The organism is Mesorhizobium sp. INR15 (assembly GCF_015500075.1).
Lineage (GTDB): Bacteria > Pseudomonadota > Alphaproteobacteria > Rhizobiales > Rhizobiaceae > Mesorhizobium.
Window position 1 is genome coordinate 2,443,321 of record NZ_CP045496.1, and the last position, 12,424, is coordinate 2,455,744.

13 protein-coding genes are annotated in these 12,424 nt (G+C 61.5%); 5 read left to right on the plus strand and 8 right to left on the minus strand.

The window, feature by feature from the left end; translation table 11 throughout:
- Positions 1-9: 9 nt before the first annotated feature.
- Together GA829_RS11875 and GA829_RS11880 are read right to left on the minus strand one after the other, a co-directional pair.
- The gene (locus tag GA829_RS11875; RefSeq protein WP_195178685.1) at positions 10-651 is read right to left on the minus strand and encodes a 50S ribosomal protein L25/general stress protein Ctc; all 642 of its coding nucleotides are present in this window, start codon (positions 649-651) and stop codon (positions 10-12) included.
- A 271-nt stretch (positions 652-922) separates the two neighbouring features.
- Entirely contained in the window at positions 923-1,768 is an 846-nt protein-coding gene (locus tag GA829_RS11880) for a class I SAM-dependent methyltransferase (protein WP_374940396.1), read from the minus strand.
- On the opposite strand from GA829_RS11880, the gene GA829_RS37485 reads away from it, so the two are divergent.
- Both GA829_RS37485 and GA829_RS11885 read left to right on the plus strand, forming a co-directional pair.
- Entirely contained in the window at positions 1,760-1,972 is a 213-nt protein-coding gene (locus GA829_RS37485) for a hypothetical protein (RefSeq protein WP_374940397.1), read from the plus strand. The genes GA829_RS11880 and GA829_RS37485 overlap by 9 nt on opposite strands.
- Before the next feature lie 368 nt (positions 1,973-2,340).
- Positions 2,341-4,323 carry a putative bifunctional diguanylate cyclase/phosphodiesterase gene (locus GA829_RS11885; RefSeq protein ID WP_258052332.1) on the plus strand — a complete coding sequence of 661 codons (1,983 nt, stop codon included), beginning with the start codon at positions 2,341-2,343 and terminating at the stop codon, positions 4,321-4,323.
- 99 nt (positions 4,324-4,422) lie between these two features.
- Here GA829_RS11885 and GA829_RS11890 read toward each other — a convergent pair whose 3' ends face one another.
- The gene (locus GA829_RS11890) at positions 4,423-4,851 is read right to left on the minus strand and encodes a MarR family winged helix-turn-helix transcriptional regulator (RefSeq protein WP_195178687.1); all 429 of its coding nucleotides are present in this window, start codon (positions 4,849-4,851) and stop codon (positions 4,423-4,425) included.
- 151 nt (positions 4,852-5,002) lie between these two features.
- Between GA829_RS11890 and GA829_RS11895 the strand changes: the two genes are divergently transcribed.
- Positions 5,003-5,866 (plus strand): alpha/beta fold hydrolase, encoded by an 864-nt coding sequence (locus tag GA829_RS11895; RefSeq protein ID WP_195178688.1) that lies wholly within the window; start codon positions 5,003-5,005, stop codon positions 5,864-5,866.
- 74 nt (positions 5,867-5,940) lie between these two features.
- On the opposite strand, the gene GA829_RS11900 is transcribed toward GA829_RS11895, so the two are convergent.
- A complete protein-coding gene (locus GA829_RS11900; RefSeq protein WP_195178689.1) occupies positions 5,941-7,185 on the minus strand; it encodes an MFS transporter in 1,245 nt (414 codons plus the stop codon).
- Positions 7,186-7,327: 142 nt separating this feature from the next.
- Between GA829_RS11900 and GA829_RS11905 the strand changes: the two genes are divergently transcribed.
- Positions 7,328-8,188 carry an AraC family transcriptional regulator gene (locus tag GA829_RS11905; RefSeq protein WP_195178690.1) on the plus strand — a complete coding sequence of 287 codons (861 nt, stop codon included), beginning with the start codon at positions 7,328-7,330 and terminating at the stop codon, positions 8,186-8,188.
- A gap of 58 nt (positions 8,189-8,246) precedes the next feature.
- Here GA829_RS11905 and GA829_RS11910 read toward each other — a convergent pair whose 3' ends face one another.
- A complete protein-coding gene (locus tag GA829_RS11910; protein WP_195178691.1) occupies positions 8,247-9,125 on the minus strand; it encodes an aldo/keto reductase family oxidoreductase in 879 nt (292 codons plus the stop codon).
- A 95-nt stretch (positions 9,126-9,220) separates the two neighbouring features.
- On the opposite strand from GA829_RS11910, the gene GA829_RS11915 reads away from it, so the two are divergent.
- Complete coding sequence (locus GA829_RS11915) at positions 9,221-10,126, plus strand: LysR family transcriptional regulator (protein WP_195178692.1); 906 nt, start codon at positions 9,221-9,223, stop codon at positions 10,124-10,126.
- Between the two features lie 30 nt (positions 10,127-10,156).
- Here GA829_RS11915 and GA829_RS11920 read toward each other — a convergent pair whose 3' ends face one another.
- The 3 genes from GA829_RS11920 to GA829_RS11930 all read right to left on the minus strand — a co-directional run bounded on the left by GA829_RS11920 (position 10,157) and on the right by GA829_RS11930 (position 12,397).
- Positions 10,157-10,672, minus strand: a complete 516-nt coding sequence (locus GA829_RS11920) for a hypothetical protein (protein ID WP_195178693.1) — start codon at positions 10,670-10,672, stop codon at positions 10,157-10,159.
- Between the two features lie 70 nt (positions 10,673-10,742).
- Positions 10,743-11,678 (minus strand): ribose-phosphate pyrophosphokinase, encoded by a 936-nt coding sequence (locus GA829_RS11925; protein ID WP_195178694.1) that lies wholly within the window; start codon positions 11,676-11,678, stop codon positions 10,743-10,745.
- Positions 11,679-11,803: 125 nt separating this feature from the next.
- Positions 11,804-12,397, minus strand: coding sequence for a hypothetical protein (locus tag GA829_RS11930; protein WP_195178695.1), 594 nt, complete (start codon positions 12,395-12,397; stop codon positions 11,804-11,806).
- Positions 12,398-12,424 lie beyond the last annotated feature (27 nt).

Genomic DNA, 12,424 nt, shown 5'->3' on the forward strand with positions numbered 1-12,424 from the left:
GGAAGGGTCTTACTTCTCTTCGGCGGCAGGAGCCGCTTCAGGTGCAGCCGCTTCAGCCGTCTCTTCCGTCTCCGGCTTCATCGCCGACGAACCGGCAATGGTGGCGACGGTGAAGTCGCGGTCGGAGATCACCGGCTTGACGCCGGCCGGCAGCTTGACGGCCGAGATATGGATCGAGTCACCAATGTTTGTGCCGGTGAGATCGATCGTGATGAATTCCGGGATCGCATTGGCCGGGCAGTGGAACTCGACTTCGTGACGCACGATGTTGAGCACGCCGCCGCGCTTGATGCCGGGCGACTTGTCTTCATTGATGAAGTGGACAGGCACGTCGACATTGACTTCGGTGTCCTTGCCGATGCGCAGGAAATCCACATGCATCGGGAAGTCCTTGACCGGGTCGAGCTGGAAGTCCTTCGGCAGGACCTGGATCTTCTTGCCGTCGAGGTCGATCGTGGCGATCGTGGTCAGGAACCCGCCGCCATGAATCTTGTAGAAGACGTCCTTGTAGGTGAGCGAGATAGCCAGGGGAGGCTGCTTGTCACCATAGATTACCGCAGGCACTTTACCTTCGCGGCGAACTGCACGGGCGGACCCCTTACCGACCTGTTCGCGCGCTTCGGCCTTGAGCTCGTAAGTATCGTGGCTCATGGTATTTCCTTTCGCGTTGTTCTGGAGCGTTCGCGGCAGGCGAGGTGCCTGGGCCGTAAACGTCGAAAGCCGCCGGGCCTGGATGATCCAGCTTTAAAAACCGCACTCGTCATGCGGATCTTGTTCGGGATCATGCGGGAAGGCAGCCTTCCGCCGCGTTGCCTCCAAGGGTGTCTACGCGGGTGGCGGCTCTATAGCGGAAGGCGGCTGGCGGTGCAAGTCAAAGGCAATGGGCAGAACGTCATGCCGCTGGCGTGGTCCTGTGCGGTCGTTACACGAGCTTTTTGATGACGGCGTAAAGGACGTTGCGGTTCTCGCCAAAGAACACCTGAGCCTCGACGGTGTTGCGGTCGACGCTGGCATTGACGATGTTCCACATATCAACCTCCGACCGCAGCAGCAGAACCCAGTCCATGAACGTTTCCCGGTAGCCGGCGTCGGAATTGGGATCGGCGTAGTTCGCGAACAGGAATGTGCCGTTCGGCTTCAGCATCTGCAGGCAAGTCTTGGTGAGCTTCACGGCGACGTTGTGCTGCAGGTAGTCATAGAGGCCGGAGGCGTAGATGAGGTCGAACTTGCCCATCTTGTGCCCCCTGGCAAGCACGGTCCGCACCGAGCCGTCGACGGCCTCGACCGCCGTGCCCTGGAAGTCGCGCGCGATCAATCCAACGCTCTGGGGATCCTGATCCAGCGCAACCCAGCGCTTGAGACGGCGCTCCGCCAGGGCCACCGAACGGTTGGCTTCCCTGAGATGGCCGGCCGCGATCGCCAGCACCTCGGTTTGTGGTCCGCTTTTGTCCGCGGCCTCGTCGACGTAGCGGGTCAAAAGATCGCGCCGTTCCCGTGCCGCGACGCATGAGGGTACGTTCTGGGTATAGCTATAGAGTGCCTTCCCGATTTCCGATGCATTGGCCACGCTCTCGGCCACGTGCGGATCGCAATAGATATAGTCGAGTAACTGCGCGTCACCGGAGTAACCCCTGGGCTTGGTGAAGGACCAGTGCGTGAGCGGATCCTGGAGAAAATACTCCATGATCGGATGGCCTTGCGCCACCGGTATCAATGCCTGCCAGACATCAGGATGAAGCCTGGAATGCATTGCTTCGAGATGCGACATCAGGCGGCGAATGACCTCGGCGGGGTCTTTTTCTTGTCCGATTTGCTGATGTGTCGTGTGGAGGACGAGCGCCAGTTCGATGCGAGCAGTTTCGAATGCTTCGCGGTGATGCTCGATATTGCTTCGACGGTGACTGCCGGCGATCATTTCGGCAGTGATCAGACTTTTTCCATCAAAGACGGTTTGCACACCCAGACTCCATAGTTAACAGTCAGTTAACTTATTGCGTAGAATGCTTGATTTGCCAATGTCAGCTCGGGAACATTTTAACGATATGATTAATTTCCCGATAACCATCTTGGATCGTTGAATTTTTCAGGGGCGAAATCCGGTTCGAGTTAACGGAAACTTGTCTCGGTCTGCTGCATTTATTAGAGCGGCGTCATAGATCACCGTCACGTCGCAAGGAGTTGGCCCGCGTGGGGGCAGAAGCGAGAAATGAGTTTCGAATACAAAATCCCGACCAAACGGGACCGGTCGCGATGAGCGAAGGCGTTTCATCCGGAATGAACGAAGGTGTTTCATCCGGAATGAACGAACGCGTTTCATCCGGGATGAGCGAACGCGTATCAATGGGCGATACAGCGCAAATGGAGCCGTTCGAACCACGCCACGAGCCGAGTTCCGGCGAGCTCCGCAATCTCTACCAGGCCGAATCCCAAGCGACGCGCAGAAAGGAAGCCAGGCCAGGGCTTTGGATCGCCGTCGTCATCTATCTGCTGTTTTCGGCGACGGATCTGATCCTGATCCCGGATGTCGCGGCCTATACGATCATGGCGCGCTTCGTGGTTGGAGTGACCGCGCTTCTCACCCTGGAGGTGCAGCTTCGCCGTGGAGTCGGAACGGGCTGGTTGGACATGACCTGCGCCGCGGCCATCATTTTTGGCTATGTCGGCTGGTTGTGCCCAGCGGTTATGGGTGCCGACAAGGAAAGCGTCTCATACTATATGGTCTTCGGTACCATATTCATGATGAGCGCGAACCTGTTTTTTACGTTCAGGTTCAAGATATCTATCATAACGTCAACAATAATACTCTGCATACTGTATATCGTGAATTACTATGTGCCGTCAACCATAACTTACAAATTGGTATTTGGCTCCTTTTATATTTCATGCTTCGTGTTCACGTCGTATGTGAACTGGAAGCTGAACGAAGAGCGCTACAACGTCTTCCTGAATGCCTTGGAAGCCAGAATTCAGCACAAGGAGGCCACCGAACGTGGCAAGGCCTTGCTCAGGCTGTCGCGGACCGATCCGCTCACGGGCCTGGAGAATCGGCGGGCAATCGATGAGAAGCTGCGGGACTACTGGAGTGACTGGCAAAAGCTTGGAACCGGTTTCGTAGCGATCCTGATCGACGTCGACTTTTTCAAGAAGTTCAATGACTGCTACGGCCATCAGGAAGGCGACCGTTGCCTGATCCAGGTTGCCAATGCTCTCAGCGATCTGATCAAGCAATATAATGGCTCGATCGGACGCTATGGCGGCGAGGAATTCATTGTCCTGGCCCGTATGGAGAAGAAGGATCAGGTCACGGATCTCGCGGAAGCCATCTGCCGCGCCGTGGAGAGCCTGGCTATAACCCACGAGCTGCGGCGAGACGGTGTCTCGATCGTGACGGCGAGCGTTGGCGCGGCATTCACCAGGAAGCAGACTGGCGCCAAGCTGGAGAAGATCATTCACGAGGCCGACCGCGCGCTCTATCTGGCCAAGGCGGGCGGCCGAAATTGTGCCCGGCTGTTCGACCCGACCGATCCCCAGAGCAGCGACGAGAGTGAGAACCTCGCGGCGTTGCTGAAGATCGCGATCGGCCAGAACCTCGTTTCGCTCGTTTATCAGCCCATCCAGGATGTCGCTTCAGGCAAGTTCGAAGCCGTCGAGGCCCTGATGCGCCTCAAGATGCTGGATGGTACATTGGTTCCGCCGAGCCTGTTCATCCCCGTTGCGGAACGAACCGGCGCGATCCTGGAACTCGGGCGCTGGGCAATAAAGACGGTGTGCACCGAGCTTCTGGTTGACGACCACGTCCGTGTCGTCAGCGTCAATGTTTCTCCAATCCAGCTGAAGACGCCTGGCTTCGCGGCGTCCGTGGCGACCATTCTGGGCGAGACCGGCGTCACCGGCAACAGGCTGGCTTTCGAAATCACCGAAGGGCTGGAGATGGAGATGCACTCGGACATTCTCCGCTGCATCAGCGACCTGAAGGTGCTGGGCATCAGGATATGGCTTGATGACTTCGGGACAGGCTTCGCCGGTCTTTCCTGGCTTCGCCTGATCGACTTCGACACGGTAAAGATTGATCGTTCGTTTCTCCACGACTGCGGCACCCCGAAGGGCATGGCGATGCTCCAGGACATTATCGCCCTGGTTCGAAATCGTGGCCACAAAATCCTGGTCGAAGGGGTGGAGACCGACAAGCAGATGGCGCTTATGCGCGAAATCGGCATAGACAAGGTCCAGGGCTTTCGGGTCGGCCGCCCCGCTCCCGCGGCGAATTTTCAGGCCAAGCGGCCTGTGCAGAAGCGCCCGTTCACTGTCCTCAAGTCCGCGTAGGGGCGTTGCAGGCGCCTACCCCGATGCCTGGCGGCGATAGGTTGACAGCCGAAGTGCAGCCGCTCAGCCAAGCATCGCTCGTCCCTTAAAAAGCTGTGTCTACTGGCCGCCGCTTAATGCGTCCCGGAGCGCCTGGACCTGCCGGTTTAAGGCATCGAGCTGTGCCAGCGTCATGCCCGAGCGCTCGACCAAGGTCTCATTCAGACAATTGCATTGGACGAGCAGCTTGCGGCCGGCGGCGGTCAGATCAACCTGCACCTGGCGCTCGTCGACCTGGCTGCGCTGGCGGGTCACCAGCCCGGCCTGTTCCATTCGCTTGACCAGCGGCGTGACCGTGCTCGATTCCAGTGCCAGCCTGTGTGCGATGGTGCCGACTGACATGCCGTCGGCTTCCCCCAGCGCGTTGAGCACGAGGTACTGCGGATAGGTGATCCCCATCTCGTCCAGCATCGGCTTGTAGGTGCGATTGATGGCCATGCTGGTGGCGTAAAGCGTGAAACAGAGCTGGTTGTCCAACGGGAGAGGCACGATGCATTCCTTCTTGCCGAGGGCGACACCATTTGTGTACCACGGAAAATGATATCGCGATACATATTTCGATAGACAGCGCGTTTGAGCCGCGCTAGCGTATTATTATCGCGATATTTATTGTCGCGACAGCAATTGAAGGGACTTCAAGATGAACCAGATTTCGCAACCCAAAACCGGCTCGGGCAGCGGCACGATCACCACGAAGGACGGAACGCGGATCTACTACAAGGACTGGGGAACCGGTCAGCCTGTTGTCTTCCACCATGGCTGGCCCCTGAGCAGCGATGACTGGGACGCCCAGATGCTTTTCTTCCTGTCAAAGGGCTACCGCGTCATCGCCCATGACCGTCGCGGCCATGGCCGTTCGACGCAGACCGACATCGGCAACGAGATGGACACCTACGCAGCCGATGTCGCGGAACTCGCGGAGCATCTGGATCTCAGGAACGCCATTCACGTCGGCCATTCGACCGGCGGCGGCGAGGTGGCGCGCTATGTCGCCCGGTACGGCTCGCAAGGCCGCATCGCCAAGGCGGTGCTGATCGGCGCGGTGCCGCCGATCATGCTCAAGACCGACGCAAATCCCGGTGGTCTGCCGATAGAGGTGTTTGACGGCTTCCGCTCCGGGGTCGCGGCCAATCGCGCCCAACTTTACATCGATGTTCCCGCCGGTCCGTTCTACGGCTTCAACCGGCCGGGCGCGCAGGTGTCGCAAGGTGTCATCGACAATTGGTATCGCCAGGGCATGATGGGCGGCACCAAGGCGCATTATGACTGCATCAAGGCCTTCTCGGAAACCGACTTTACCGAGGATCTGAAGACAATCGACGTGCCGGTGCTGGTTCTGCACGGCGACGACGACCAGATCGTTCCGATCGCGGACTCAGCCTTGCTGACGATCAAGCTGCTGAAGAAGGGTGAGCTCAAGGTCTACAAGGGCTTCCCGCATGGTATGGCCACGACCCATGCCGAGGTCATCAACGCCGACCTCCTGGCCTTCTTCAAGGCGTAGAGGCCTTCGCTACAGGACGGAAAAGGGCATCCGCTTGACGGCGGATGCCCTCTTTCTCGTTGCCATCGATGAGACTATCGGGCGGCGACTTCGAGCTTTCTTGCTTCGCGCATGTTGGGCAAAAAGACCGTCAGCAGCCCGAGCAGCGGCAGGTACGAGCAAATCTGGAAGACGAAGTCGATGCCCTTCATGTCGGCGACGACGCCGAGCACGGCTGCGGCAATGCCGCCCATGCCAAAGGCGAAGCCGAAGAAGATGCCGGCGATCATGCCGACACGGCCCGGCACCAGTTCCTGCGCGAAGACGACGATGTTGGAGAAGGCCGACGACAGGATCAGGCCGATCAGCACCGTCAGCACCATCGTCCATTCCATGTTGGCGTAGGGCAGTGCCAGCGTGAAAGGCAGCACGCCGACGATCGAGAACCAGATCATCGCCTTCTGCCCGTAGCGGTCGCCGAACGGACCGCCAAGCAGGATGCCCAGCGCCGAGGCGCCGAGGAACAGAAACAGCATGACCTGCGACATCTGCACCGAAACGCCGAACTTATGGATGGAATAGAAGGTATAGTAGCTGGCGAGGCTGGCGATATAGGCGTTCTTGGTCAGCACCAGTAGCGTCAGCACGGCGAGCGCCCACATCACCTTGCGGCGCGGGAAGGGCGAGACGAAGCTCACCGCCTTGCGGGTGGCTTGCGCGGCGCGCATGCGGCTGTACCAGCCGCCGACCTGCCACAGAACGACGATGCCGATCAGCGAGCCGATGGCGAACCAGGAGATGCTGGTCTGGCCGAACGGCACGACGATGAAAGCCGCCAGCAGCGGCCCCATGGACTGGCCGAAATTGCCGCCGACCTGAAACAGCGATTGCGCCAGGCCGAAGCGGCCGCCCGAGGCAAAACGGGCGATGCGCGAGGATTCCGGATGGAAAATGGCCGAGCCGATGCCGATCAGCGAAGCGCCGATCAACAGCAGCGAATAATGTCCGGCATAGGCGAGCACGACCAGGCCGATCAGCGACGACGCCATGCCCCAGGGCAGTGAATAGGGCATCGGGCGCTTGTCGGTGATCATGCCGATCACCGGCTGCAGCAGCGACGCGGTGACCTGGAAGGTGAAGGTCAAAAGGCCGATCTGCCAGAAATCGAGGCCGTAATTGTCTTTGAGAAGCGGATAAATGGCCGATAGCAGCGACTGCATGATGTCGTTGATGCAATGGCAGAAGCTCACCGCCAGGATGACGGTGAAGGCCGTCGCCTGGGCTGATGTGGGGCTGACAGTCGCCGGCGCGGCGACAGCGGTGGCTGTTGTGTCGGTCAAGGCAGGCTCCGTGGTCTTTTCTTGGCGGGCGTATCCCGCGGGGCATGGTCGGCGGTCATTGCCGCACGCCGCCTTATAGGCTGGTTGCCAGGCGACTTCTTTCGTGGTTTGGTCCAATAGTTTCGCAAGTGGGCCATATCCGATGCCGCACGGCCGGGAAATCTTTGCAAAAGGCAAGACCAATCTCGGCCAGTTGCACGAGAGCCGCTGGCAATGGCTGGAGGAAGCGGTCGGGCCGGTCGTCGCGCTGCCGACCGAATATCCCGACGGCTACACCGTGCCGCAGCACCGCCACAGCCGCAGCCAGCTGCTGCATGCTCTGGTCGGCGTCGTTCTGGTGACGACACGCTATGGACGCTGGATGGTGCCGCCCAATCATGCCATGTGGATCCCGGCCGGCACCGAGCATTCCGTTGAAATGCTGGGCGATGTCTCGATGCGTTCGGTCTATGTCATGCCGCAGGCGATCGCGGGACTGCCGGAAGGGCTGCGGGTCGTCGGCGTCACCGACCTCATGCATAGCCTGATCGTGGAATCGGAAAAGCTGCCGCAAGGCGGCGAGCTCGAAGGGCGTGGCGGGCTGATCATGAGCCTGTTGCTGCACGAGATCCCGAACCTGCTGGAGCTGCCGCTTGGCCTGCCGTTCCCGTCCGACCCCAGGCTGGCGGCATTGTGCCGGCGCTTTATCGCGGCGCCTTCGCCGCATGCGACGATCGACGAATGGGCCGAGGCCGTCGGCATGAGCCGCCGTTCCTTCACGCGCGCCTTCCATCGCCAGACCGGATTGTCATTGTCGACATGGCGCCAGCAGGCCTGCCTGTTCGCGGCGCTGCCACGGCTGGCCGATGGCGAACCGATCACGCGGGTGGCGCTCGATCTCGGCTATGACAGCGTGCCGGCCTTCATCACCATGTTCAAACGCATGTTGGGCACGTCGCCGCGCGGTTATATGCGCGGCGCACGCGACAGCGAAAGCATGCGCCGCATCAGCGGTCCAGCCTAGACCCGAGGCCGGTCCTCCAGGGGCCGGGCACGGGTCTACCCTGACGCAATGAGCTGTGTCAGGCGGCGGCTTTTTCGCTCGCGATCTGGTCAAGCACGGCCACAGTTTCATCCGACAGCTTCAAATCGGCGGCGGCCAGGTTCTCGCGCAGATGCCCGACCGACGAGGTGCCGGGAATGAGCAGGATGTTGGGCGCGCGCCGCAGCAGCCAGGCAAGCGCCACCTGCATCGGCGTCGCGCCGAGCTTTGCAGCGACATCCGACAGTGCCGTCGACTGCAACGGTGAAAAGCCGCCAAGCGGGAAGAACGGAACATAGGCGATGCCGTCGCGGGCCAGATCATCGATCAGAGCATCATCCTCGCGATGCGCGAGATTGTACTGGTTCTGCACGCAGACGATGTCGGCGATGCGGCGCCCGTCGGCGATCTGCCTTGGCGTGACGTTGCTGAGGCCGATGTGGCGCACCAGGCCTTGCCGCTGAAGCTCGGCGAGCGCCGTGAGTTGCGGCTCGAGCGAGCCTTCGACAGGCCCATGAATGCCAAGCATGCTGCGAAGGTTGACCACTTCGAGCCTGTCCAGGCCGAGATTGCGCAGGTTATCGTGCACGGCCTGCGCCAGTTCCTTGGGCGACATCGCCGGGATCCACGATCCGTCCGCGCCGCGCCGGGCGCTGATCTTTGTGACGATGGTGAGATCGTCGGAATAGGGGTGCAACGCTTCGCGGATGATCTGGTTGGTGACGTGCGGGCCATAGAAGTCGCTGGTGTCGATATGGTTGACGCCGCTGGCCACCGCCTCGCGCAGCACGGCAATCGCGCCGTCGCGATCCTTGGGCGGCCCGAACACGCCCGGTCCGGCAAGCTGCATGGCGCCGTAGCCAAGGCGGTTCACGGTGCGGCCGCCAAGTTTGAATGTTCCGGCTTTGCTGATGGTCATTGGTCCGTCTCCTGTGCGTGGACCCTGCATATAGACAAGGCCAGCCTGCGCGATAATATGATGCAATCAGCACAGGCTGTGCGGAAAGGTGAACAATGGCGACGGACCTTGGCGATCTCGCGGCGTTCGTTGCCGTGGCGCGTGCCGGCGGCTTTCGCGAGGCGGCGCGGGCAAGCGGCAGCAGCGCCTCCAGCCTCAGCGAAACCATACGCCGGCTCGAAACCGGGCTCGGTGTGCGGCTCCTCAACCGCACCACGCGCAGCGTGGCGCCGACGGAAGCCGGCGCGCGCCTGCTCGAGCGGCTCGGCCCGGCGCTGGGCGAGGTCGAGGCCGCGCTGGACGTGGTCAATGGTTTTCGCGACCGGCCGGCGGGCACGCTCAGGCTCAACGTGCCGGTCGTTGCGGCACGGCTCATCCTGCCGCGGATCGTGCCGCCCTTCCTCGCCGCCTTTCCCGACATCCGGCTCGAGGTCATCGCCGACGATGCTCTCGTCGATGTGCTGGCAGTCGGCTGTGATGCGGGCATCCGCTATGGCGAGTTGCTGGAGCAGGATATGATCGCCATTCCGATCGGCCCGCGCGAGCAGAGTTTCGCGCTTGCAGCGTCGCCGGCCTATCTCGACCAGCGCGGCCGGCCTGCCCACCCGCGCGACCTGCTCGATCACGCCTGCCTGCGGGGCCGCTTTGCCAGCGGTGCGATGACCGTGTGGGAATTCGAACGCGATGGCGAGGTGGTGAAGGTGGACCCGACAGGTCCGCTGATCGTTCGCATCGGCGGTGCGATCGACCTTGCCGTCGATGCGGCGGTCGCCGGTTGCGGCATCATCAGCCTGTTCGAAGACTGGCTGCGGCCGTATTTCGACAGCGGCGCCCTGGAGCCGGTGATTGAACCCTGGTGGCAGCGCTTCTCAGGCCCGTTTCTCTATTACCCGGGCCGCCGGCTGCTACCCGCACCGCTGCGCGCCTTCATCGATTTCACCAGCACGATGCGATGGGGGTGATCGCCTTAACGACGGGAACCGTCGATGCCGTCAGTCGGCCTTGGTCCAGCTGAAAACAAGCCATTTGTAGCGTGACGTCTCTTCAGGCTCCGCCGTGTAGGTCATCTGCATGTCGCCGCCCTGCGCGTAAATGTCGAGCCTGGGCGCGGTATCCAGGTCGAGCCACAGGGAATCGTTCTTGAAAGACCATGTCCCACACCAGACGCATGGCCCGGACGTGGCGTCGCCCGGCTGGTGAAAATTGTAACGGCCGTCCGCCGTGATCTCCAGGTAGTCGAAGGCGCCGTAAAACGCGGTCACCGTCTGCTGAAACTCGGTCGCGGCCGTTTCCTGGTCTGGCTTCGCCGGCTCTTTCAGATCACGCGGCGGCCGGATAGCGGATCCCGCGATGCTCCATTTGCCAATGAAGTCCTTTTGCGTGGGAAGATATTCCGTCTGAGCCTGCGCGGTCGAAATCGGAGCGATCGTCGGCGTAAGGACTACGCCGGCCACGCCCGTTGCCAGCAGCATCGCCGCGATGCTTGCTGCCTTGAATCGCTTCGGCATCCGGTGCGTTCCTTTCGCGACGGTGTTTGGGATGGTTACGGGGCAGATTCTCTATGGACGCCCAAGAAGCCTAGTCGAACAGGCTGGACACCGATTCCTCGGTCGCGGTGCGCGAGATGGCTTCGCCCATCAGGTCGGCGATCGAGATGACGCGGATATTGGGCGCGTCGAGCACCGCCTGGGTCGGCTGGATGGAATCGGTAATGACCAGTTCCTGCAGCTTCGAGCCGCTGATACGGGCAACGGCGCCGCCCGACAGCACGCCGTGGGTGATGTAGGCGGTGACGCTGGTGGCGCCATTGGCCAGCAGCGCATCGGCTGCATTGCACAGCGTGCCACCCGAATCGACGATGTCGTCGATCAGCAGGCAGTCCTTGCCGGCGACCGCGCCGATAATGTTCATGACTTCCGACTCGCCTGGACGCTCGCGGCGCTTGTCGACGATGGCAAGCTGGGCGTCGAAGCGCTTGGCCAGCGCACGCGCCCGCACCACGCCGCCAATGTCGGGCGACACGACGACGACATTGCCCAGCTGTTTGTATTTCGCCTTCACGTCGCGGGCCATCACCGGCACCGAGAACAGATTGTCGGTCGGAATGTCGAAGAAGCCCTGGATCTGGCCGGCATGGAGGTCCAGCGTCAACACGCGATCGACACCGGCCCGGGTGATCATGTTGGCGACCAGCTTGGCCGAGATCGGTGTGCGGCCCGAGGCGCGGCGATCCTGCCTGGCGTAACCGAAATAAGGAATGACCGCCGTGATGCGCTTGGCCGACGAGCGCATGAAGGCGTCGATCATGATGAGCAGTTCCATCAGGTGATCGTTTGTCGGGAACGATGTCGACTGCAGGATGAAGACATCCTCGCCGCGCACATTTTCCTGGATCTCGACGAAGATTTCCTGGTCGGCGAAGCGCCGGACGCTGGCTTTGCCCAGCGGAACATTGAGGTAGCGGGCGACCGCTTCGGCCAAAACCCTGTTGGAATTGCCGGCGAAGAGTTTCATGCACCGTTCCTGGTGGAGGATTTCTTCGGGCTTTTAGCGGCCCGCGCCGGTATTGCAAGCGCCGTCATCGGGAATCCGCCGGCTAATCCTAGGAAATGTTCGTGCGGTGGCACATCGGCGCCATCTCAGCCGGCTCCGCCGCCAAGCCAGGAGGCGAACTGGTCGATGGTCTGGTCGGCGATCGCCTGCATGGTTGCCGGCGCAACCGCCTTCCAGCTGTCGCCGCCATTGACCGAGGGGGCCTTCATCTGGCCGTTGATGCGATGCAGCCTGTTTCCCGATGGGTCATAGACGTCCCAGACATAGATAACGGTGGTGTCCTTGCCTTCGGAAATCGCAGAGAAATAGCCCTTCAGCACATGTGTCGCGGTCTGGTCGGCGCTGCCGGCAAGCGTGATGCCGCGCTGCTTGGCCCGCGTCTGCAGCTCCGCCGTCAACGGCGTTGCCGCCTCCACCGAGGCGCCGACGATCGGCGCGATCTGCAGGCGGGTCTTGGTCAGCACCGCCGCGCTTGCCGCAGAGGCGGCTGGCGCCGAGGTGACGGGCGCGCCAGTTGCCGGGGCAAGGGTGGTTGCGGCCGTGCCGCCCGGGGCCATCGACTGCGTCGAAGTCGGCGGCGGCGTGATAGCCGATGGTTCGAGAACGTCCTTGGCGTTGGTGCAGGCAGCCAGCGCGAGCGCGGCGAGCAATGACACGGTCGTCACATGCGATCGTCTCATTTGCCTGATAACTCCTTGGCGAAGAAC